24 protein-coding genes are annotated in these 22,630 nt (G+C 63.7%); 19 read left to right on the top strand and 5 right to left on the bottom strand.

The window, feature by feature from the left end; translation table 11 throughout:
• Window position 1: 1 nt before the first annotated feature.
• From ACW4TB_RS25905 to cobG, 3 genes are read right to left on the bottom strand one after another with little or no spacing between them, the layout of a single operon-like run.
• Window positions 2–736 (bottom strand): precorrin-2 C(20)-methyltransferase, encoded by a 735-nt coding sequence (locus tag ACW4TB_RS25905; protein ID WP_455843112.1) that lies wholly within the window; start codon window positions 734–736, stop codon window positions 2–4.
• The gene (locus ACW4TB_RS25910) at window positions 733–1,359 is read right to left on the bottom strand and encodes a precorrin-8X methylmutase (protein ID WP_279933261.1); all 627 of its coding nucleotides are present in this window, start codon (window positions 1,357–1,359) and stop codon (window positions 733–735) included. The genes ACW4TB_RS25905 and ACW4TB_RS25910 overlap by 4 nt, the downstream gene beginning before the upstream one ends.
• Window positions 1,352–2,668, bottom strand: coding sequence for a precorrin-3B synthase (gene cobG, locus ACW4TB_RS25915; protein WP_455843113.1), 1,317 nt, complete (start codon window positions 2,666–2,668; stop codon window positions 1,352–1,354). Before cobG ends, ACW4TB_RS25910 begins: the two co-directional genes overlap by 8 nt.
• 190 nt (window positions 2,669–2,858) lie before the next feature.
• Here cobG and cbiE point away from each other — a divergent pair, with 190 nt between their 5' ends.
• The 19 genes from cbiE (at window position 2,859) to ACW4TB_RS26010 (ending at window position 21,141) form a co-directional block, all read left to right on the top strand.
• Window positions 2,859–4,070 (top strand): precorrin-6y C5,15-methyltransferase (decarboxylating) subunit CbiE, encoded by a 1,212-nt coding sequence (gene cbiE / locus ACW4TB_RS25920; protein WP_279933265.1) that lies wholly within the window; start codon window positions 2,859–2,861, stop codon window positions 4,068–4,070.
• Complete coding sequence (locus ACW4TB_RS25925) at window positions 4,063–5,157, top strand: cobalt-precorrin-5B (C(1))-methyltransferase (RefSeq protein WP_012316420.1); 1,095 nt, start codon at window positions 4,063–4,065, stop codon at window positions 5,155–5,157. Before cbiE ends, ACW4TB_RS25925 begins: the two co-directional genes overlap by 8 nt.
• On the top strand, window positions 5,154–5,873 hold the full coding sequence (locus ACW4TB_RS25930; RefSeq protein ID WP_279933268.1) for a cobalt-precorrin-6A reductase: 720 nt from the start codon (window positions 5,154–5,156) through the stop codon (window positions 5,871–5,873). Before ACW4TB_RS25925 ends, ACW4TB_RS25930 begins: the two co-directional genes overlap by 4 nt.
• 91 nt (window positions 5,874–5,964) lie before the next feature.
• Window positions 5,965–6,195, top strand: coding sequence for a type II toxin-antitoxin system VapB family antitoxin (gene vapB / locus ACW4TB_RS25935; protein WP_012316422.1), 231 nt, complete (start codon window positions 5,965–5,967; stop codon window positions 6,193–6,195).
• Complete coding sequence (gene vapC, locus ACW4TB_RS25940; RefSeq protein ID WP_012316423.1) at window positions 6,195–6,605, top strand: type II toxin-antitoxin system tRNA(fMet)-specific endonuclease VapC; 411 nt, start codon at window positions 6,195–6,197, stop codon at window positions 6,603–6,605. The genes vapB and vapC overlap by 1 nt, the downstream gene beginning before the upstream one ends.
• Before the next feature lie 134 nt (window positions 6,606–6,739).
• Window positions 6,740–7,177 carry an NfeD family protein gene (locus ACW4TB_RS25945; protein ID WP_012316424.1) on the top strand — a complete coding sequence of 146 codons (438 nt, stop codon included), beginning with the start codon at window positions 6,740–6,742 and terminating at the stop codon, window positions 7,175–7,177.
• A 24-nt stretch (window positions 7,178–7,201) separates the two neighbouring features.
• Complete coding sequence (locus tag ACW4TB_RS25950) at window positions 7,202–8,056, top strand: SPFH domain-containing protein (protein WP_012316425.1); 855 nt, start codon at window positions 7,202–7,204, stop codon at window positions 8,054–8,056.
• A 193-nt stretch (window positions 8,057–8,249) separates the two neighbouring features.
• Window positions 8,250–8,639: a DUF2946 domain-containing protein gene (locus ACW4TB_RS25955; protein ID WP_012316426.1), complete on the top strand. Its 390-nt coding sequence runs from the start codon at window positions 8,250–8,252 to the stop codon at window positions 8,637–8,639.
• A gap of 48 nt (window positions 8,640–8,687) precedes the next feature.
• Window positions 8,688–9,167 carry a copper chaperone PCu(A)C gene (locus tag ACW4TB_RS25960; RefSeq protein ID WP_279933273.1) on the top strand — a complete coding sequence of 160 codons (480 nt, stop codon included), beginning with the start codon at window positions 8,688–8,690 and terminating at the stop codon, window positions 9,165–9,167.
• A 26-nt stretch (window positions 9,168–9,193) separates the two neighbouring features.
• A complete protein-coding gene (locus ACW4TB_RS25965; RefSeq protein WP_279933275.1) occupies window positions 9,194–9,625 on the top strand; it encodes a DUF2946 domain-containing protein in 432 nt (143 codons plus the stop codon).
• A gap of 65 nt (window positions 9,626–9,690) precedes the next feature.
• Entirely contained in the window at window positions 9,691–11,757 is a 2,067-nt protein-coding gene (locus ACW4TB_RS25970) for a TonB-dependent copper receptor (RefSeq protein ID WP_279933277.1), read from the top strand.
• A 59-nt stretch (window positions 11,758–11,816) separates the two neighbouring features.
• Window positions 11,817–13,181 carry a PepSY-associated TM helix domain-containing protein gene (locus ACW4TB_RS25975; protein WP_279933279.1) on the top strand — a complete coding sequence of 455 codons (1,365 nt, stop codon included), beginning with the start codon at window positions 11,817–11,819 and terminating at the stop codon, window positions 13,179–13,181.
• Between the two features lie 202 nt (window positions 13,182–13,383).
• Window positions 13,384–14,790, top strand: a complete 1,407-nt coding sequence (gene cycA, locus ACW4TB_RS25980; RefSeq protein ID WP_012316431.1) for a D-serine/D-alanine/glycine transporter — start codon at window positions 13,384–13,386, stop codon at window positions 14,788–14,790.
• Window positions 14,791–14,979: 189 nt separating this feature from the next.
• Entirely contained in the window at window positions 14,980–16,245 is a 1,266-nt protein-coding gene (urtA, locus tag ACW4TB_RS25985; protein ID WP_279933281.1) for an urea ABC transporter substrate-binding protein, read from the top strand.
• 94 nt (window positions 16,246–16,339) lie between these two features.
• Window positions 16,340–17,860, top strand: a complete 1,521-nt coding sequence (urtB, locus tag ACW4TB_RS25990; RefSeq protein WP_455828667.1) for an urea ABC transporter permease subunit UrtB — start codon at window positions 16,340–16,342, stop codon at window positions 17,858–17,860.
• Entirely contained in the window at window positions 17,860–18,939 is a 1,080-nt protein-coding gene (gene urtC, locus ACW4TB_RS25995; RefSeq protein ID WP_012316434.1) for an urea ABC transporter permease subunit UrtC, read from the top strand. Before urtB ends, urtC begins: the two co-directional genes overlap by 1 nt.
• Entirely contained in the window at window positions 18,936–19,793 is an 858-nt protein-coding gene (gene urtD / locus ACW4TB_RS26000; RefSeq protein WP_012316435.1) for an urea ABC transporter ATP-binding protein UrtD, read from the top strand. Before urtC ends, urtD begins: the two co-directional genes overlap by 4 nt.
• A 102-nt stretch (window positions 19,794–19,895) precedes the next feature.
• Entirely contained in the window at window positions 19,896–20,594 is a 699-nt protein-coding gene (urtE, locus tag ACW4TB_RS26005) for an urea ABC transporter ATP-binding subunit UrtE (protein ID WP_012316436.1), read from the top strand.
• Window positions 20,595–20,625: 31 nt separating this feature from the next.
• Window positions 20,626–21,141 (top strand): GNAT family N-acetyltransferase, encoded by a 516-nt coding sequence (locus ACW4TB_RS26010; protein ID WP_279933284.1) that lies wholly within the window; start codon window positions 20,626–20,628, stop codon window positions 21,139–21,141.
• A gap of 64 nt (window positions 21,142–21,205) precedes the next feature.
• On the opposite strand, the gene ACW4TB_RS26015 is transcribed toward ACW4TB_RS26010, so the two are convergent.
• Complete coding sequence (locus ACW4TB_RS26015) at window positions 21,206–21,511, bottom strand: chaperone modulator CbpM (protein ID WP_279933285.1); 306 nt, start codon at window positions 21,509–21,511, stop codon at window positions 21,206–21,208.
• A gap of 2 nt (window positions 21,512–21,513) precedes the next feature.
• Window positions 21,514–22,467 (bottom strand): curved DNA-binding protein, encoded by a 954-nt coding sequence (gene cbpA, locus ACW4TB_RS26020; RefSeq protein WP_012316439.1) that lies wholly within the window; start codon window positions 22,465–22,467, stop codon window positions 21,514–21,516.
• Window positions 22,468–22,630 lie beyond the last annotated feature (163 nt).

Here is a 22,630-nt window from a genome sequence, read left to right on the forward strand (position 1 = left end):
CTCATCCCTGCCATTTTTCACCCGGCACGATGATCAGCGAGAAGTACGGTGATGACTGTGGGTCCACCTGGTCCAGCGCGACGATTTTCTGATTTGCCATGGTCGCCCGCTCAACGTATAGCGCACGCCTGTCCAGGCCCAGTTCGCCCAGCACCTGGCGCACTTTGGGGAAGTTGCGGCCCAGCTTCATGATCACTGCCGCATCGGCATCGGCCAGGCGCCGCTTGAGTTCTTCGGCCGGCAGCACGCCCGACAGCACCGACAGGCTCTGGTTGCGGTAAACCAGGGGGGCACCCAGTACCGACGCGCCTCCCAGCATCGAGCAGACACCAGGGATCACTTGCGCGTCATAGCGCTGCGCCAGACGGTCATGCAGGTACATGTAGGAGCCGTAAAAGAACGGGTCGCCCTCGCAGATCACCGCGACATCGCGGCCGGCATCGAGGTGCTCGGCCACCTGCACGCTGGCCTCGTCATAAAAATCGCTGATGACCTGCTCGTACGACAACGGCGCCGGCAACGCCTCGGTGGTCACCGGATAGACCAGCGGCAGCAGCGTTTGCGCTGGCTGCAGATGCGACTCGATGATGCCGAAGGCATTGCCACGCTTGCCCTTGGCCACGAAGTAGGCGACCACCGGGGCCTCGCGCAGCAAGCGCAGGGCCTTGAGCGTAATCAGCTCAGGGTCGCCAGGACCTACGCCCAGGCCCAGCAGACGTCCACGCGGCGCCATCATTCCACCTCCGTGGCGAGGGCATTGACCGCGGCAGCAGCCATCGCACTACCGCCCAGGCGGCCCTGCATGATCACGAACGGGATGCCCCGGCTGTCTGCGGCAAGCATGGCCTTGGACTCCGCCGCACCGACGAAGCCAACCGGGAAACCGAGGATCAGCGCAGGCTTTGGTGCACCGGCATCGATCATTTCCAGCAAGTAGAACAGAGCGGTCGGCGCGTTGCCGATCACCACCACGCTACCCTCCAGATAGGGCCGCCACAGTTCCAGAGCCACAGCCGAGCGGGTATTGCCGGCATCTTTGGCCAGGGCCGGAACACTCGGGTCGCGCAGGGTGCAGATCACCTTGTTATCGGCGGGCAGGCGTGCACGGGTGATGCCTTCGGCGACCATGTGCGCATCGCAGAGGATCGGCGCGCCGTTGGCCAGGGCCTCGCGCCCCGAGCGGCCGGCACCTTCGGAGAACTGCAGGCCGTCGATGGCCTCGACCATGCCACAGGCATGGATCACACGTACGGCGAGCTTCTCGAGGTCTGCGGGGATCCGCTCGAGCCGGGCCTCCTCACGGATGATCCGGAAGGAATTGCGATAGATCTCCTGACCATCGCGGATGTAATCAATCATCAAGGTGCTCCGTCGGCAGGTCGAGCATGGCGCCTGCTTCGTTCAAGGTGAGGTTGGCGGCGCGCAGGGCACCAAAGCCCGGCAGGCGCGCGTCACGCAAATAGAGGTCATAGCGGCCCGGCGAGCGGGCCAGCAGTGTGGCCGGGGCGACATGGGCCACGGCGCAGGATCGGGGGCAACCAGACAGGTGCACACTGGCAGGGGCGCCAGCGGGCAACAGGGCTGCCAGAGCCACGGCATCGGCCTTGGTTTCGCCGTGCGCCTTGGCGCAGCCGCTGGCGCCGGTGCAGGCAACCATGCGGGCCAAGGGCTCGTGGCTGTGGCAGAGCAGGCCCAGGGCCGACAACTCACGTTGCGCCGGGGCGATGCTCACGCCAGCCACAGAGGTCAGCATCAGGCTCTGCCAGGGGCTCAGGCGCAGGCTGCCATCGCCGTGTTCACGTGCGATTCGCGCCGCACCGCGCAGCATGTCGGCGCTGAGCCTGCCAAGCGGCGGGGCAACGCCCAGGGCCATGCCCTGCAGCTGCTCAACGGCACCCAGCCATGGGCTGTTGCCCGCTTTGCGGCGCCAATCGAGCACGGCATCATCCCGGCGGATCGCCAGCCCTAGCCCCTCGATGAATCGCTCCACTGAGCAGTTTTCAAGCAACTGGCGCATGCGCGCCTGGTCCGGGCTGGCCAGGTCGAGGAAGCGCTCAAGCACTGCGCGCACCAGCGCCAGCCCCTGCTCCACCGGCACCGCGCCCAGCACCTGGCCGTCAGCCGGGCAACCGGCCAGGCCGAACGCCAGCCAGGTGCGTTGCTCGAGTCGTAATGCTGAAAGCCACAGATCGTGTGGGTGCTCGAGCATCGCCAGGCCTTCGCCGCCGTCCAGTTGCACCGCGAACTTGGCCGATAACTGGTGAAAGCGCGGTGTGCCTTGCAGCATGTAGAGGATGTGTTCGCCCAGGGGACGAACATCCAGCACCATCAATGGGTCATGGCCGGCCAAGGGGCTGAGCATCAGGTTGCGCACATCGTCACTGGCAGCATCGCGTGGACCCAGGCCTGCTGCCAGCAGGCTTTCGATCAGGCCGGCGTGATCGTCGCCAATGCCACGGATCTGCAGGTTGCCGCGGTTGGTCGCCTCGATCACGCCACCGGCGAAACGCTCCGCAGCCGCCGCCACGGCATCGGCCTGATCGGCCAGCAACAGCCCACCGGGCAGCTTGATTCGGCAGATACCGCCATCAAGGGCGCTGACGATGCGCCACAACCCCGGGCAAGCCGAGGGACGGGGCGATACGGGTGGGGTATGGACCTGCTTCAAAGGGACGTCCGGCAATCGCTGAAAATGCGCTTGAGTGTAGAAGGCGCGGTATTATGCCTGCTTTGTCCGGCGGCATGAAAAGCCGGTGGTCGAGCTTCGCTGGCGATTGAACAGAAATTCACCACCGCGTCGCCCCCTTTGCCGGCTGAGGCGGGGCGACGCGCCCCCAAAAATGGCGGATCAGAAACACATGACACCCTGGCTGACAGTAGTAGGCATCGGCGAAGACGGCTTCAGCGGCCTGGGCAAGCAGGCCCGACGCGCCCTGCTCGGCGCTTCGCGGATCATCGGCAGCCCACGTCAGCTGGCCCTGCTGCCGCGTTGCGTAAGCGCCGCCCGCGAACATTGGCCGAGCCCGTTCTCGCTCGCCCCGGTACTGGCTCGGCGCGGTGAGCAGGTGTGCGTGCTGGCCAGCGGCGACCCCATGTTCTACGGCGTCGGCGCCAGCCTGGCGCGGCAGGTGCCGGCCCAAGAGCTGCAGGTACTGTCGATGCCCTCCTCCTGCGCCTTGGCCGCCGCCCGCCTTGGCTGGCCGCTGCAGGACGTGCAGGTGGTGTCTTTGGTCGCACGCCCCCTGGCCTCTCTCAACGCCCACCTTTACAGCGGCATGCGCCTGCTGGTGCTGAGCAACGACGGTGATAGCCCGGCAGCCATTGCCGCCCTGCTGCGCGAGCGCGGTTTCGGGCAAAGCCGCCTGCAGGTGTTCGAGCACCTCGGCGGCCCTGCCGAACGCCACTTGGCGGGCATCGCCGATGACTGGGCCCAGCCTCAGGTCGCCGCGCTGAACCTGGTTGCCATCGAGTGCCAGGCCACTGCCGACGCTCCGCGACTGTCACGCGCAGCCGGCCTGCCGGACGATGCTTTCCGTCATGACGGCCAGCTGACCAAACGTGACGTACGGGCCATCACCCTGGCCCGTCTGGCCCCCCAACCAGGCGAGTTGCTGTGGGACGTGGGCGCAGGCTGTGGCTCGATCGGCATCGAGTGGATGCGCGCCCACCCCGCCTGCCGAACACTGGCAATCGAAGCCGACGAGGGCCGCCAGGGCTTCATCGAGTACAACCGTGATGCCCTTGGCGTTCCCGGCCTGCAACTGGTGCGCGGCAAAGCACCGCAGGCCTTGGCCGAGCTGGAGCGCCCGGATGCGATCTTCATCGGCGGTGGCGTCACCCGTGAAGGCGTGTTGCCGTTGTGTTGGGAGCGGCTCCGCCCCGGAGGGCGATTGGTGGCCAATGCCGTGACCCTGCAAAGCGAACTGGCACTGGCGCACTTTCGCCAACAGCATGGCGGTGAACTGACGCGTATCCATGTCGCCCAGGCCCAGCCATTGGGCGCCTTCGACACTTGGCGCCAGGCATTGCCGATCACCTTGCTCGACGTGGTGAAGCCTCACGATGCGTGAAGAAACCCGCGAACAGCCGGCGCCACTGCGCAGCGGCCTGACCACTGGCAGCTGCGCCACTGCCACCAGCCTGGCGGCAGCGCGCCTGCTGCTCACCGGTGTGAGCACTGACGCCGTGAGCATCACCTTGCCCAAGGGCAAGGTGGTGCAGATGCGCCTGGAATTCTGCCGCCGCGAGGACGAGCGCGCCGAAGCCGGCACACTCAAGGATGCTGGCGACGACCCCGATGTCACCCATGGCGCGCTGCTCTACAGCCAGGTGCGTTTGCAGGACGAGCCGGGCATACGCTTTGTCGCGGGCGTGGGTGTCGGCACGGTCACCCGCCCCGGGCTGGTACTCGCCGTGGGCGAGCCGGCGATCAACCCGGTACCGCGACGCATGATCAGTGAACACCTGCAACAACTGGCCGACGACTGCGCCTACCGCGGCGGCTTCGAGGTCACGGTCAACGTAAAGGGCGGCGAGCAACTGGCACTCAAGACCATGAACCCGCGCCTGGGCATCCTCGGCGGGCTGTCGATTCTTGGTACCAGCGGCATCGTGCGGCCTTTCTCCTGCGCGGCCTACATCGCCTCCATCCACCAGGGCATCGATGTCGCCCACACCAATGGCTATACCCATATTGCCGCCTGCACCGGCAATGCCAGCGAAGACACCATGCGCCGCGTCTACGGCCTCCCGGAAATTGCCCTGATCGAAATGGGCGACTTTGTCGGCGCGGTGCTCAAGCACCTGCGCAAGGTGCCGGTGCCACGCCTGTCACTGTGCGGTGGCTTTGGCAAGATCAGCAAGCTGGCCGCCGGGCACATGGACCTTCACAGCCGCCACTCGAGCATCGACCTGCCGCAACTGGCCGGCTGGGCAGCGGACATCGGCGCCGATGCCGACCTGCAGGCAGCGATCATGGCCGCCAACACCAGCCAGCAAGCCCTGGCCCTGGCACACGCGGCCGGCATCGCCCTGGGCGACGCGGTCTGCGCCCATGCCCTGGCGTTCGCCCGCAGCGTGGTGCCCGCACAGGTGCAGGTGGAAGTGTTCGCCATCGACCGCCAGGGCGGCATCGTCGGCAAGGCAGGTATGCAATGAACCGGCGCATCCTGCTGCTGGGCGGTGTCACCGAGGCACTGGCCATCGCCCGTCAGCTTGGCCCGGAGCATGTCTACAGCCTGGCTGGCATCGGCCGGGTGCCGCAGGGCCTGGCCTGCCAGGTGCGGGTCGGCGGCTATGGCGGGGCCGAAGGCCTGGCCGCCTACCTGCGCGAGGCGGGTATCACCCTGCTGATAGACGCCACCCACCCCTATGCCGCGCAGATCAGCCACAATGCTGCCGCCGCCGCACGGGCCGTGGGCATCCCGTGCTGGGCCTTGCGGCGCCCGGCATGGCAGGCCCAGGAGGGTGACGATTGGCGAGAAGTGCAAGACTGGGCCGGGCTGATCGAAGCGCTCAAGCCGTTCCGCAGGCCGCTGTTCACGTTGGGGCGCGAGCCGCTGCAGCATCTGGACGAGATTCCGCCAGAGCAGTTCTGGACCCTCAGGGCGTTGCAGGCCTGCCCTGGTAATGATCGCTGCGAAGTGATCGGTGCGCGGGGGCCGTTTCACCTTGACGATGAGCGGGTGCTGTTCGCACGGCGCGCTATCGATGTGCTGGTCAGCAAGAACAGCGGCAGCGTGGCGACCGAGCCCAAGCTTGAGGTGGCGCGGGAGCTGGGGGTTCCAGTACTCATTCTGAAGCGCCCCACACTCCCACAGGTCGATGCTGAGTTCACCCGGTACTGCCTGTTGCTCAGCGCCCTGCATCTATGACTGGCTGCCTTTGGCAACGTATATCCCATTGACATATACCTTGCGGAATTTAAACTTCAGTCACAGTTTGCCGCTTCCAGGGAGACCCATCATGGAGCAAGGTGCTGTCTTCAAAAGCAATCGTAGCCAGGCCATCCGCTTGCCGAAATCTGTCGCATTTCCCGAAGAGGTGACCCGCGTGGACATTGTTGCAGTGGGTCGAACCCGCATCATCACTCCCGCTGGTGAATCATGGGATAGCTGGTTTGACGGCGAAGATGCGAGCCCGGACTTCATGGCCAGCCGCGACCAACCTGCCGACCAGGAACGTGAAGGGTTTTAATGCTCAAGTACATGCTCGATACGAATATCTGCATCTTCACGATCAAGAACAAACCCCAGGTAGTTCGTGAAGCGTTCAACCGCCACCATGGTCAGCTGGCAATCAGCACCGTCACACTGATGGAGCTTGTTTACGGTGCAGAGAAATCGGCCGCTCCTGCACGAAATCTCTCGATTGTGGAGGGTTTCGTAGCGCGTCTTGAAGTACTCGACTATGACAGCCATGCAGCAGAACACAGCGGGCAGCTTCGCTCAGAACTGGCAAAGGCCGGTACGCCCATCGGTCCTTTCGATCAGTTGATTGCCGGGCATGCCCGCGCGCGGGGGCTTACCTTGGTAACAAACAACCTGCGAGAGTTCATGCGCGTTCCGGGGTTGCGGGTTGAGGATTGGCTGGCCATGCCAGGGTAAAAGACGTAACCCTTTCCATATTCCGACAGTGGCTATCGACCATCGCTGCGCTGTGACCAGATACATTCATATGGCCGTTGGCCTGTCGTCAGTCTTAAACTCAACCCCCCTCCCCTCCGGAAAGCGTCAACCATATGGAAATGCAATGGTGGATCTGGCTGGTCTTCGGCATCGCGCTGATCCTGCTCGAACTGGTCCTGCCCACTTTCTTCATCATCTGGTTCGGCATCGGTGCCGTGCTGGTGTCGCTCATCTCCCTCGCCGCCCCCAGCCTGCAACTGGACATGCAGGTACTGTCGTGGGTGCTGTTCTCCTCGATCACCACGGCACTCTGGTTCAAGCTGTTCCGGCGCAAGCAGCCGGATGTGCGCTGGACCGCAGACAGTGTGATCGGCGAAGTCGGGCTGCTGATCAGCAGCGTTTCGCAATTTCAGAAAGGCCGTGTGCGCTTTCAGAAACCGATCTTGGGCAATGAGGAATGGATCTGCGTCGCTGACAGCGACATCCCGTCAGGCGAGCGTGTTCGTCTCGTCGCCATCGAAGGCAATACTGCCCGGGTCATCCGGGCCTGACCGCATTAAAAGGAAGTTCGCATCATGACCAGCCTCATCGTCGTCGGCACACTCGCCGTTTTCGTCCTGATCACTGTCTTCAAGGGTGTACGCATCGTACCCCAAGGGGAGGAGTGGATCGTCGAGCGCCTGGGCCGCTACCACAGCACGCTCAAGCCCGGCCTGAACATCGTCATCCCTTACATGGACGTGGTCGCCTACCGCCTGCCGACCAAGGACATTATCCTCGACGTGCAGGAGCAGGAAATCATCACTCGCGACAATGCGGTGATCGTCGCCAACGCCCTGTGCTTCGCCAAGGTGGTCGACCCACAGAAGGCCTCCTATGGCGTGCAGAATTTCTCGTTTGCCGTCACCAGCCTGACCATGACATCGTTGCGCGCAATCGTCGGCGCCATGGACCTGGACGAAGCGCTGTCCAGCCGCGAGCAGATCAAGGCACGCCTGCGAGAGGCTATGTCCGAACAGACCGAAGACTGGGGTGTGACCGTACGCTCGGTAGAAATCCAGGACATCAAGCCATCGGAAAACATGCAGCTGGCAATGGAGCGCCAGGCGGCAGCCGAACGTGAACGTAAAGCCGACGTGACCCGTGCAGAAGGTGCCAAGCAGGCCGCCATTCTCGAGGCCGAAGCCCGCCTGCAGTCGGCCAAGCTCGATGCCGAGGCGCAAATCAACCTTGCCGAGGCTTCGGCAAAGGCAATTTCGCTGGTCAAGGACGCGGTAGGCAACGAGACGGTGCCAGCCATGTACCTGCTGGGAGAGCGCTATGTCGGCGCCATGGAGAACCTGGCCAGCAGCAACAACGCCAAAGTGGTGGTGCTGCCGGCTGATTTGCAGGAAACCGTACGTGGCTTGATGGGCCGCAACAAGGCTTGATGGCTGTAGTAGCTTCATGGCCGGCAAGCCGGTTCCAGGCACCCCACCGTCTAACTGCGCGTGGGAGCCGGCTTGCCGGCGATGGGCTGCACAGCAGCCCCATCAACCCGCCTGCGTCACTTCACCGCACCCCATCATTTTTACCTATACTGCGCCGTACAATACCCGCCACGATTCCTGACCGGATCTCTCCATGCCCCCACGTCGGCACATCGCCTGGATAGCCTGCCTCGCAGTGCTGTTCAACCTGCTGGCCATGCCGCTGTCCTCTGCCGCGCCCAAGGGCCCGGCAGAGCAGCTGCTGTGGGGGGCTTTCTGTTCCAGCATGGCAGGCAAGGCCAAGGTCGACGTCCAGGCACTGGCCAAGATCGACCTCGGCACGCAGAACGACGATCACTCAAACATGCAGCACTGCTGGTGCTGTTCGGGTGCCACGCCGCTGCTGGCCCTGCCAGGTTATCCGCCACAGCTGCACAACCCGCCCACGTTGCTGGCCGCGCATGTTCCACCGCCAGCCGATTACCAAATGACGCCGCGCCAGCTCTGGCCCGCGCTCAATCCCCGCGCCTCTCCCCTGGTCTGAGTTCATCACGCTGTCTGCCTGAACCTGAACAGAACGGAGACTTACACCATGCTCAAGCAAGCTCTCGTAGTGGCCGCACTGCTGCTGCCCGGCGCCTTCGCCAACGCCCATGAATACACTGCGGGCGACCTGCATATCGCCCACCCCTGGTCGCTGCAACTGCCACCGAACGCGCCCAATGTGGCCGCCTATTTCATCGTGCACAACAACGGCAAGCTCGACGACCGCCTGCTCAGCGTAGAAAGCCCGATCACTGCTGACGCACAACTGCACGAACACGTGATGAGTGCCAACGGCGCCATGAAGATGCAGCAGGTGCCCAATGTGGTAGTGCCAGCCGGCAAGGACGTGGTCTTCGCCCCCAGCGCCTATCATGTGATGCTGATGCAGCCCAAGGACCGCAGCCTGCTCAGCGACGGCAAGCGCTTCCCGCTGACCCTGCATTTCGAGAAGGCAGGTGACATCACGGTCGACGTGGCCGTGCAGAAGCAGGCACCGGCGGACCAGCCGCACGAACACGCACACTGACCCTTCGCTGACTGGCGCTCGCCTTCATGAGCCTGCCACGCAACAGACGCAGCCATACCACCCGCCCTGAACGCAGGCGCGTCGGTGGCGGCTGGCTGAGCCTGTTCGCCATGTGGATGATCTTTATCGGCCCGCTGATTTCCCAGTCGATGCCGATGGATCATCACGCGGGCATGAGCATGCCGATGGGCATGGCTCTGTCCTCGGAACACAGTCACGCCAGCGACTCGCATCACGGCCACGGCGACGATGGCCAACTGCATGTGATGTGGGAAAAATGCGGCTACTGCAGCCTGCTGTTCAACTGCCCTGCATTACCGCAGACCTTCAGCCCACTCGTTGCCGGGCACGCCTTGCCCGTCACCCCCATCCCTGCTGCAACCCTGCAGGGCCATGCCCGACAGGCCATATTCCCCGGTGCACGCAGCCGCGCGCCACCGCCTTCGATCAGCGTCTGAACCCTTGCTGCCGCACGGAGCCTGGAGGCTCCGCGCCCACCCATGACTGATCGACTGGAATCACTATGTCCGGCTGCACCCCTGTATTCGCCCCCTCTCTGCGAGGGACATTCGCCGTGTTGTGCGGGTCGCTGCTCGCCCCCATCGCCCTGGCCGCCGAAACTGGCCATGAAACGCACGAGCAAGCGCCGCCCGAACTGAGCCCGACGGTGATCACCGCCATCGCGCCCAGTTCGCCCCTGACGGTTGTCACCAACCCCAAAGACCCGCGCCAGCCCGTGCCGGCCAGCGATGGCGCCGATTACCTCAAGACCATCCCTGGCTTTTCAGCCATCCGCGCCGGTGGCACCAACGGTGACCCGGTGCTGCGCGGCATGTTCGGTTCGCGCCTGAACATCCTCACCAACGGCGGTGTGATGCTCGGTGCCTGCCCGAACCGCATGGACGCACCGACCTCTTACATCGCGCCGGAAACCTATGACCGCCTCACCGTTATCAAAGGCCCGCAAAGCGTGATCTGGGGCCCCGGCGGCTCGGCCGGGACCATCCTTTTCGAACGTGAACCGGAAAAATTCGGCACCCTCGGCAGCCGGATCAACGCCAGCCTGCTGGCCGGCTCCAACGGCCGCTACGACCAGGTGCTCGACGCCGCCGCAGGCAATAGCCAGGCTTATGCGCGCTTCGTCGGCAACCAGTCGCGCTCGGACGACTACCACGACGGCAACGGCGACACCGTGCCTTCGCGCTGGGACAAATGGAACGGCGATGTGACCCTGGGCTGGACGCCCGACCAGGACACCCTGCTCGAACTCACTGCCGGTAAGGGTGACGGCGAGGCCCGCTATGCCGGCCGTGGCATGGACGGCTCGCAGTTCAAGCGCGAAAGCCTGGGCCTGCGCTTTGAAAAGTCCAACCTCGGCGAGGTGCTCGACAAGGTCGAGGCGCAGGTCTACTACAACTACGCCGACCACGTGATGGACAACTACAGCCTGCGCACCCCATCGGGCAGCGGCATGATGGGCATGCCCATGGTCAGCAATGTCGACCGCCGCACAATGGGCGCACGCATCAAGGCCACCTGGCGCTGGGCCGACGTGCAACTGATCAGTGGCATCGACGCACAGACCAACGAACATCGCCAGCGTGGCGGCATGGGCGTTGATGCGCACAAGGGCCAGCCCTGGACCAAGGATGCCGACTTCCACAACTACGGGGCCTTTGGTGAACTGACCTGGTACGCCACAGGGGTTGACCGGCTGATAACCGGCGCCCGTATCGATCGCGCCTCCGCCCGCGACTTCCGGGCTGGCAGCGCTACCGAAGGTGATACCCGCGCCGATACCCTACCCAGCGGTTTCGTGCGCTATGAGCACGACCTCGCGGCGGTGCCGGCCACCACTTACATCGGCCTTGGCCATGCCCAGCGCTTCCCCGACTACTGGGAGCTGTTCTCGCCCAAGCTGGCGCCCTCTGGCGCCGCCAACGCCTTCGACGGCATCAAGCCAGAAAAGACCACCCAGCTCGACTTCGGCATCCAATACCGCGACGAGCGTCTTGAAGCCTGGGCTTCGGGTTACGTCGGGCAGATCCGCGACTACATCCTGTTCGACTACCGTACCGGCATGATGGGCATGAGCACCTCCCAGGCGCAGAACATCGACGCCCGCATCATGGGTGGTGAACTGGGCGCCGCCTACAAGCTGACAGAAAACTGGAAGGCCGATGCAACCCTGGCCTACGCCTGGGGCAAGAACAGCAGTGACGGCAAGGCGCTGCCGCAGATGCCACCACTGGAAAGCCGCATGGGCCTGACCTACAGCCGCGACACCTGGAGCGCCGGGGCCTTGTGGCGGCTGGTAGCTGCACAGAACCGCATCGCCGAAAACCAGGGCAATGTGGTCGGCAAGGACTACGAAACAAGCGCCGGGTTCGGCGTGTTTTCGCTCAATGGCGCCTACAAGGTAAACAACAACCTCAAGCTCAGCGCAGGCGTCGACAACCTGTTCGACAAGGTTTACGCCGAGCACCTGAACCTGGCAGGGAACGCCGGGTTCGGCTACCCGACTTCCGATCCACAGCCGGTCAACGAGCCGGGCAGGACGTTCTGGACCAAGGTCGATTTCAGCTTCTGACAACAACAACGGGCGCAGCCGCTGGTTGCGCCCCTCAGCTGGTCAAACAGGAGGTTCCCATGAGCGGAACACGCGTTTCCTTCTACAACCTGGCCTGGCGCTGGCATTTCTATGCGGGGCTGTTCGTCGCCCCGTTCATGATCCTGCTGGCGATTACCGGGATCATCTACCTGTTCAAACCGCAGCTGGACCCACTGCTGTACCGTGACCTGATGGTTATCGAGGCCGGCCATCACCGCCAGGGCGCCGACGTGATGCTGGCCGAAGTGCGCCAGGCTTACCCCAAAGGCCATGTGGGCCAATATCTGCCACCCATCGATGCCGAGCGCAGCGCGCAATTTGTGGTGCATGACGGTGGGCGCGAACTGAATGTGTTCGTCAACCCGTATAGCGGCAAGATCCTGGGCGAGCAGGATGCCAAGCAGAACCTGCAGGCGGTCGCCCGAGCCCTGCATGGCGAGCTGATGGTCGGTACGCTCGGTGACCGACTGGTGGAACTGGCAGCCGGCTGGGGCATCGTGCTGGTGGTGTCCGGCCTGTACCTGTGGTGGCCGCGCGGGCGCAGCGGCAGTGGCGTGCTGTGGCCACGGCTGTCGGCGCGTGGCCGTCTGCTCTGGCGCGACCTGCACGCGGTCAGCGGTTTCTGGGGCTCGGCCCTGCTGCTGCTGATGCTGCTCAGCGGCATGACCTGGACCGGCCTGTGGGGCAAACAGTACGCCGACCTGTGGAACCGCTTTCCGGCGGCCATGTGGAATGACGTGCCCAAGTCCGATCAACAGGCCGGTGAACTGAACAGCGCTCACCGCCAGACGGTGCCCTGGGCCATGGAAAACACGCCGATGCCGCAGTCCGGTGCGCATGCCGAACATGCCGGGCACCACATGATGTCGAACAGGCCAGCGGCACCTCAGGTGAGCCTGCAGCAGGTTCAGGACCTCGCCAACGCGCGCGAGGTGGAACCCGGCTACAGCATCACCGTGCCGACCACTGCCGATGGCGTATTCACCATCGCCGTGTTCGCCGACGACCCGCGCAACGACGCCACCCTGCATGTCGATCAGTACACCGGCAAGGTGCTGGCCGATGTGCGCTGGCAGGACTACAGCCCGGTGGCCCGGGCGACCGAGCTGGGCGTCATGCTGCACGAGGGCAAGATGTTCGGCGTGCTGAACCAGATCATCATTCTGCTGGTGTGCCTGATGATTTTGCTGGGCTCGGTGAGCGGGCTGGTGATGTGGTGGAAACGCCGGCCGGCCGGAGGCCTGGGGGTGCCGGCGCTGCGCCATGACCTACCGCGCTGGAAGGCAGCGGTGGGGGTGATGCTGGTGCTAGGGGTGATGTTCCCGCTGGTGGGGGTGTCGATGGTCGTGATGTGGGTGGTGGACAGCCTGGTGGTAAGGCGCAGGGTGCTGGCCAGCACTTGAGGCCATTGGGGCTGCTGTGCAGCCCTTTCGCGACACAAGGCCGCTCCTACAGACGACCGCGTTGGCCTTGTGTCGCGAAAGGGCCGCACAGCGGCCATCTGCTACTGAAAAGTCGAGTCGATCTGTCGCGCCCCGATTTGGGACGCGCGTGTTAGCCTACGCGGCTTTCACAAAAAGACTGACCCTCAATGGAATGCAGCCAATGACCCGGACCTCTTCCCCTCCTGCTCAAGCGCAGCACCTGCAGCGTAACCTGACCAACCGCCACATCCAGCTGATCGCCATCGGTGGCGCCATCGGCACCGGCCTGTTCATGGGCTCGGGCAAGACCATCAGCCTGGCGGGGCCGTCGATCATCTTCGTCTACATGATCATCGGCTTCATGCTGTTCTTCGTCATGCGCGCCATGGGCGAACTGCTGCTGTCGAACCTCAACTACAAGTCGTTCATCGATTTCTCGGCCGACCTGCTCGGCCCCTGGGCCGGCTACTTCACCGGCTGGACCTACTGGTTCTGCTGGGTTGTCACCGGTATTGCCGACGTGGTCGCCATCGCCGCCTACACGCAATTCTGGTTTCCGGACCTGCCACAGTGGATACCCGCGCTGACCTGCGTTGCAGTACTGCTGTCGCTTAACCTGGTTACCGTGAAGATGTTCGGCGAGATGGAGTTCTGGTTCGCCCTGATCAAGATCGTCGCCATCCTCGGCCTGGTCGCCACCGGCCTGTACATGGTCATCACCGGCTTCGAATCGCCGAGCGGGCGCACCGCGCAGCTGGCCAACCTGTGGAATGACGGCGGCATGTTCCCCAATGGCCTGATGGGCTTCTTCGCCGGCTTCCAGATTGCCGTGTTCGCCTTCGTCGGCATCGAGCTGGTCGGCACCACCGCCGCCGAAGCCAAGAACCCTGAACGCACCCTGCCAAGGGCGATCAACTCGATACCGATCCGTATCATCGTGTTCTACGTGCTGGCACTGATCGCGATCATGGCTGTCACTCCATGGCGCGACGTGGTGCCGGGCAAGAGCCCGTTCGTCGAACTGTTCGTGCTGGCCGGCCTGCCGGCGGCGGCGAGCATCATCAACTTCGTGGTGCTGACCTCGGCGGCCTCATCGGCCAACAGCGGCGTCTTTTCCACCAGCCGAATGCTCTTCGGCCTGGCCCAGGAAGGCGACGCACCGCGCGCATTCGAAAAACTGTCGAGCCGCGCCGTACCGGCCAACGGCCTGTACTTCTCGTGCACCTGCCTGCTGCTTGGCGCGGTGCTGATCTACATGGTGCCGAACGTGATCGAGGCATTCACCCTGGTCACCACGGTTTCCGCAGTGCTGTTCATGTTTGTCTGGACGCTGATCCTGCTGTCGTATCTGAAGTACCGCAAAACCCGTGCGGCGCTGCACCAGGCATCGACCTACAAGATGCCGGGCGGGCGCTTCATGTGCTACGTGTGCCTGGCGTTCTTCGCCTTCATCCTGGTGCTGCTTAGCCTGGAAGCGGACACCCGCTCTGCGCTGATCGTCACGCCGATCTGGTTCGTGTTGCTGGCCGTCACTTACCAGGGTGTGCGTAGCAAGCGCCATCCGCGGACAGCTGTGCGCAACAGCTGAGGCACTACGGGGCTGCTCTGCAGCCCCAATCCTGTGCACACAAATATCCCAGGCACCAACCTGGACCTTGCAAACGCCCCATCACCTCGCACGACCCTTCTATTACGCACCTTTTGCCGTTCGGCACACCCCTTGCAACGCCCCTCCCCGCTTGGCCAACACCAAAAAAAAACTCAGCGGAGAGAGCACATGAAGCGTCGCAGTCTGATCAAGGCCTTTACCCTCAGCGCATCGATTGCGGCGATGGGCCTTAGCTGGAGCATCCAGGCCGCCGAGACCATCAAGGTCGGCATCCTGCATTCGCTGTCCGGGACCATGGCGATTTCGGAAACATCGCTCAAGGACATGGCGCTGATGACCATCGACGAGATCAACGCCAAGGGCGGGGTCAACGGCAAGATGCTCGAACCGGTGGTGGTCGACCCTGCATCCAACTGGCCACTGTTCGCCGAAAAGAGCCGCCAGTTGCTGACCCAGGACAAGGTCGCGGTTGTGTTCGGCTGCTGGACCTCGGTGTCACGCAAGTCGGTGCTGCCAGTGTTCGAAGAGCTCAACGGCTTGCTGTTCTACCCGGTGCAGTACGAAGGTGAAGAGATGTCGCCGAACGTCTTCTACACCGGCGCCGCGCCCAACCAGCAAGCGATTCCGGCCGTGGAATACCTGATGAGCGAAGACGGCGGCAGCGCCAAGCGTTTCTTCCTGCTCGGCACCGACTACGTCTACCCGCGCACCACCAACAAAATTCTGCGCGCCTTCCTGCACAGCAAAGGCGTGGCCGACAAGGATATCGAAGAGGTCTACACGCCGTTCGGCCACGCCGATTACCAGACCATTGTCGCCAACATCAAGAAGTTCTCGGCAGGCGGCACAACCGCCGTTATCTCCACCGTCAACGGCGACTCCAACGTACCGTTCTACAAGGAGCTGGCCAACCAGGGCCTGAAAGCCACCGACGTACCGGTGGTGGCGTTCTCGGTGGGTGAAGAGGAACTGCGCGGCATCGACACCAAGCCGCTGGTAGGCCACCTCGCCGCCTGGAACTACTTCGAATCGGTGGATAACCCGGTCAACCAGAAGTTCGTCGCCGACTGGAAGGCCTACGCCAAAGCCAAGAACCTGCCAGGTGCCGACAAGGCCGTGACGAACGACCCGATGGAAGCCACTTACGTGGGCATCCACATGTGGGCGCAAGCGGCGGAAAAAGCCAAGTCCACCGATGTCGACAAGGTACGCGAAGCCCTGGGTGGGCAAACCTTCAAGGCACCGTCCGGCTTCACCCTTACCATGGACAAAACTAACCACCACCTGCACAAGCCGGTAATGATCGGCGAAATCCAGGATGACGGGCAGTTCAGCGTGGTCTGGGAAACCGAACAACCGCTGCGCGCGCAGCCGTGGAGCCCGTTCATTCCGGGCAACGACAAGCGCCCTGACTATGCAGTGAAAGGCAACTGAGTGCACTGGGGCTGCGCTGCAGCCCATTCGCTGGCAAGCCAGCTTCCACAGGGTCCTGAGAACAGCACCACCCTGTAGGAGCCGGCTGCTGGCGATGAATCCACCGCCGATTTCCAGGATTGCCCGCATGCTCAGAATCCTCCTTACCCTGCTGCTCCTGCTGCCCCTGGCAACCCAGGCCAGCGAGGGCGAATTCTTCCTCACCGCCAAGCCCGCCGAGCAGGCTCGCCTGCTCGAAGGCTGGGCGGCGCAACCCGAAGCCGCGCGCCTGCCGCTGCTGGAAAACCTGCGCCAGGGCCGCATCGCAGCCGATGACACCCGCAAGGTGCGCCTTAACAACCGCCTGCGCGGCCTGATCGATAACGCCCTGGCCAGCCACCAGTTGCTCAGCGACAACAGCGACACTCGCTTGGCCGCCGCCCGGCACCTGCAAAAAAGTGCGCAACCGGCGCAAATGGCATTCCTCGACCGGCGCTTTGCCAGCGAACCCGACACTACCGTGCACGCCGCGCTTGGCCTGGCACTGGCCAACCTGCAACTGGGCGCCAGCGAGCCAGCCGTACGCCTGGCGGCGGTACGCCTGCTCGGCGAAACCGGCGACCCGCTGGCCCGCACCCGCCTGGAGACCTTGCTGCAACCCGACGTGGAAACCGACGCAGGCGTGCGCACTGCAGCTGAAACAAGCCTGGCCCAGGTCAAACGCAAGCTGCTGTTCGGTGAGCTGCTCGGCCAGGCTTTCAGCGGCCTGTCGCTGGGTTCGATCCTGCTGCTGGCGGCCCTTGGCCTGGCGATCACCTTCGGGCTGCTGGGCGTGATCAACATGGCCCACGGCGAGATGCTCATGCTCGGTGCTTACAGCACCTACATGGTCCAGGTGCTGCTGCAGCGCTACGCGCCAGGCGCAATCGAGTTCTACCCGCTGATTGCCCTGCCAGTGGCCTTCGCCGTCAGCGCCGGCGTGGGCATGGCCCTGGAGCGCACGGTGATCCGCCACCTCTACGGCCGCCCGCTGGAAACCCTGCTGGCGACCTGGGGCATCAGCCTGATGCTGATCCAGGCCATCCGCCTGCTGTTCGGCGCGCAGAACGTCGAGGTCAGCAACCCGGCCTGGCTGTCTGGTGGCATCCAGCTGCTACCCAACCTGGTGCTGCCCTACAACCGCCTGGTGATCATTGCCTTCGCCTTGGCGGTGGTACTGCTGACCTGGCTGCTGCTCAACCGCACGCGGCTGGGCCTGAACGTACGTGCGGTCACCCAGAATCGCAACATGGCTGCCTGCTGTGGCGTGTCCACCGGGCGCGTGGACATGCTCGCCTTCGGCCTGGGCTCGGGCATTGCCGGGCTTGGTGGTGTAGCGCTGAGCCAGGTCGGCAACGTCGGCCCGGACCTTGGCCAGAGCTACATCATCGACTCTTTCCTGGTGGTGGTGCTCGGCGGTGTCGGGCAACTGGCCGGTAGCCTCTGGGCCGCCTTCGGCCTAGGGATAGCCAACAAGCTGCTAGAACCGCAAATCGGCGCGGTGCTTGGCAAGATCCTCATCCTTGCGTTGATCATTCTGTTCATCCAGAAACGCCCGCAAGGCCTGTTCGCCCTCAAGGGACGGGTTATCGACTGATGAACCAGCCACTGCTTGTCACCGCTTCGCAAAAAGCCGGGCCGCGCCTGTCGCTAGCCATCGGCACCGTCGTCGTCCTGCTGTTGCTGGCCATGGCGCTGCTGTCGTTGCTGCCGCCCGACCATGCCTTGCAGGTATCGGCCTACACCCTCACGCTGGTCGGCAAGATCCTCTGTTACGCCATCGTCGCCCTGGCCCTGGACCTGGTCTGGGGCTACGCAGGGCTGCTGTCGCTCGGCCACGGGCTGTTCTTCGCCCTCGGTGGCTACGCCATGGGCATGTACCTGATGCGCCAGGCCGCCGGTGACGGCCTGCCGGGGTTCATGACGTTCCTGTCGTGGAGCGAGCTGCCGTGGTACTGGGCCGGTACCCAGCACTTTGCCTGGGCCCTGTGCCTGGTGGTGCTGGCGCCGGGCCTGCTGGCACTGGTGTTTGGTTTCTTCGCCTTCCGCTCGCGGATCAAGGGCGTGTATTTCTCGATCATGACCCAGGCCCTGACCTTCGCCGGCATGCTGCTGTTCTTCCGCAACGAAACAGGGTTTGGCGGCAACAACGGTTTCACCAGCTTTCGCACGATTCTGGGCTTCGACATTGCCGCACAGGGCACCCGCGCCGTGCTGTTCCTGCTGACCGTAGGTTTGCTGCTGGCAAGCCTGTACCTGTGCTGGCGCCTGACCCAGAGCAAGTTCGGCCGCCTGCTCACCGCCGTACGCGATGCAGAAAACCGCATGATGTTCTGCGGCTATGACCCACGGGGTTTCAAGCTGCTGGTGTGGGTATTGAGCGCCGTGCTGTGCGGCCTGGCAGGTGCGCTGTATGTGCCACAGGTGGGCATCATCAACCCCAGCGAGATGTCGCCGACCAACTCCATCGAGGCTGCTGTCTGGGTAGCTTTGGGCGGGCGCGGCACACTGATCGGCCCGCTGCTGGGCGCTGGCCTGGTCAACGGCATGAAAAGCTGGTTCACCGTGGCCTTCCCCGAGTTCTGGCTGTTCTTCCTCGGCGCATTGTTCATCCTCGTCACCCTGTACCTGCCCAAGGGCGTGGTCGGCCTGCTGAAGAAAAGGAGCCAGCCATGAAAGGCGTGCCCCCAGTGCATCCGGAATTCATGCTCGAACCGGTATTCGACAACCTTGGCAGCGGCCGTGACGCCATCGGCCTGGGCAGCCGCCGTGAAGCGGGGCTGGATACCCGTCACGGCACGGTGCTGAGCCTGGAAGGCATCAGCGTCAGCTTCGATGGTTTCAAGGCACTCAATGCCCTGAACCTGTACATAGGTGTTGGGGAATTGCGCTGCATCATCGGCCCCAACGGTGCCGGCAAAACCACCATGATGGACGTGATTACCGGCAAGACGCGCCCCGACACCGGCACAGCCTTCTTCGGCGACACCCTGGACCTGACACGCATGAGCGAATACCAGATCGCCCAAGCCGGCATTGGCCGCAAGTTCCAGAAGCCCACGGTGTTCGAAGCACTGACTGTGTTCGAGAACCTTGAGCTGGCACTGAAAACCGAAAAATCGGTCTGGGCCTGCCTGGCAGCACGCTTGAGCGGTGAGCAACAGCAACGCATCGAGGAAGTGCTGACCACTTTGCGCCTGCTGCCCCTGGCCCAGCGCCAGGCGGGCCTGCTGTCACATGGGCAGAAACAGTTCCTCGAGATCGGCATGTTGCTGGTGCAGGAGCCGCAACTGCTGCTGCTCGACGAGCCGGTGGCCGGCATGACCGATGCCGAGACCGAGTTCACCGCTGAGCTATTCAGAGGCCTGGCCGGCAAGCATTCGCTGATGGTGGTGGAGCACGACATGGGATTTGTCGGCAGCATCGCCGACCATGTGACCGTGTTGCATCAGGGCAGCGTGCTGGCAGAGGGGTCACTGGAGCAGGTGCAGGCGGATGAGCGAGTGGTCGAGGTTTATCTAGGGCGCTGACGCGTCTCAAGTAGCAAGCCTCAAGCCGCAAGCACTAGCTGTGCGCTTTATCTTGCCCCTTGCGGCTTGAGGCTTGTAGCTGACAAGAACGAGGAATTGAAAGTGCTTGAAGTCAGTGAATTGCACCAGTACTACGGCGGCAGCCACATCCTGCGCGGCCTGTCCTTCGAAGCCAAGGTCGGTGAAGTCACTTGCCTGCTCGGGCGCAACGGCGTGGGCAAAACCACCCTGCTGCGTTGCCTGATGGGCCTGGTGCCCCCACGCGAAGGCCGCGTCGAGTGGGAAGGCCAGCCGATCACCACGCTCAAGCCACAGCAACGGGTGCACGCAGGCATCGCCTATGTGCCCCAGGGGCGTGAGATATTCGCGCGGCTCAGCGTCGAGGAAAACCTGCTGATGGGCCTGTCGCGCTTCCCGGCGCGCGAGGCCCGTGAGGTGCCTGCGTTCATCTACGAACTGTTCCCGGTGCTGGAACAGATGAAGCAACGCCGCGGCGGTGACCTGTCCGGCGGCCAGCAGCAACAGCTGGCCATCGGTCGCGCCCTGGCCAGCCGGCCACGCCTGCTGATCCTCGACGAACCCACCGAAGGCATTCAGCCATCGGTCATCAAGGAGATCGGCGCGGTCATCCGCCGCCTGGCAGAGCGTGGCGACATGGCCATCCTGCTGGTGGAGCAGTTCTATGACTTTGCCGAGGAGCTGGCCGACCAGTATCTGGTCATGGCCCGTGGCGAAATCATCCAGCGCGGGCGCGGTGAAAACATGCAGGCCGAAGGTGTGCGGGGGCTGGTAACCATTTAATCTGCAGCCCTCGACCTTGTGAGACGCAGCAATGAGCCACGAAATTCGCGATGCCCTGCCCGCCGACGTGCCGTGCATCCTCGACATCTATAACGACGCGGTGCGCAATACCACGGCGATCTGGAACGATACGCCGGTGGACCTGGGCAACCGCCACGCCTGGTTCGAGGCCCGGGCACAGCAGGGCTATCCCATTCTGGTGGCCGTGGATCACAGCGGTGTGCTGGGCTATGCGTCTTTTGGCGATTGGCGGCCGTTCGAGGGTTTTCGCAATACCGTGGAGCACTCGGTGTATATCCGTGGCGATCAGCGCGGCAAGGGCTTGGGGCCGCAGTTGATGGCAGCACTGATCGAGCGCGCACGGGGGTGTGGCAAGCATGTGATGGTCGCGGCCATCGAGAGTGGCAATGCCGCGTCGGTGCGCCTGCATGAGCGTCTGGGCTTCGTAGTGACCGGGCAGATGCCGCAGGTGGGGGTGAAGTTCGGGCGGTGGCTGGATTTGACTTTCATGCAGCTGGTGCTCGACCCGAGAGCGGAGCCAGCCTGAGTTTTCTGCTGATTGCAGTGGCCCCATCGCCAGCAAGCCGGTGATGGGGCCACTGCAATCGACATCACATCTGGGTGAACCTGCCCAGCCGCTGTTTCAGCATGCTGTTCTCACTGCGCAACTGCTGCACTTCCTCCAACAGCTCCAGCGCCAGCGCCACCCCCTCCCACTCCAGTTCCAGCTCCTGGTGCAGCTTTGCCGCACGCCTGGCCAGCAGCGGCGCCTGATCATCGAACAACCATTCCTCCGGCGTTCGCCCCGAAGGTTCAACGATGCCGTGCTCGACGATCTCGACCACGTAGTCGGCCGTGATATCGGCCTCCTGGCAAAGCGTGCGCATGTCCAGTTGAACGATCAGGGTGCTGCTCATGATCACTTACTCCATTGTGTCCTCGGATTGAACGCCGCCTTCTCGGAAAGCTGGGTCCACAATTGACGGGTAGAGGCGTCGGATGCCGGCGGCATGACTACCTTGAGCTGGGCGTAGAGGTTGCCGCGCTCGCCCTGCTTGTTCGCCAGGCCTTTGCCAGGCACACGCAGGCGCTGGCCACTCTGGCTGTCGGGGCGGATGGTTAGGTTGATCTTGCCGTCCAGGGTCGGCACCGCCACCTTGGTGCCCAATGCCGCCTCCCACGGTGCCAGTGGCACAGTGATGATCAGGTCCTGGCCCTCGACATCGAACAGCGGGTGCGGTGCCATGCGGATGGTCAGGAACAGGTCGCCGTTGGCGCCGCCAGCGCTGCCCGGCGCTCCTTGGCCCTTGAGGCGGATGCGCTCACCGTCGCTCACGCCGGCCGGGATCTTCACATTCAGGGTCTTGGTCGTGAACCCGGTACGCTGGCCGGCGGCGTTGGTCTGCGGTACCTGGAAGCTGATCTGCTTGGACTCCTTGCTCAGGGTTTCCTCAAGGAAGATCGCCAGTTCCAGTTCCACATCCTGCCCTCGCCTGCCGGCACTGCGTTGTTGCCGAGCGCCGCCAAAGGGGTTGCCGCCCCGTGCGCCGAAGATCGAGCTGAAAAAGTCGGAGAAATCACCGCCCTCGAAACCACCGCCCGCACCGCCACGGTTCTCCCAGCCCGGAGGGGCCTGGAATGGCCGACCGTGCTGGCCGCCGTACTTGCGGATCTCGTCGAACTCGGCGCGTTTCTGGGCGTCGCCAAGCACCTCGTAGGCCTCATTGGCCTCCTTGAATTTCTCCTCGGCGTCGCGCTCCTTGCTGACGTCAGGGTGATACTTGCGCGCCAGCTTGCGGTACGCGGCCTTGATCGCCTTTTCGTCCGCCGTGGGCTCTACGCCGAGTATCTTGTAGTAGTCTTTGAAGTCCATCTATGGATCACCAATGTGAATTTTCATGTTGCATCTGAAGATAAGGGTCAAGCATAGCCTTTCAAGGTTCGCTTGGCTTTGCTTCAAGGCAGACGACCGGTCTTGATTCTCTGGCCAAGTGGCATAAACTGCGCGGCCGTTTTGCCTCCGGAAGCCCTTTTCC

The organism is Lelliottia jeotgali (assembly GCF_977070485.1).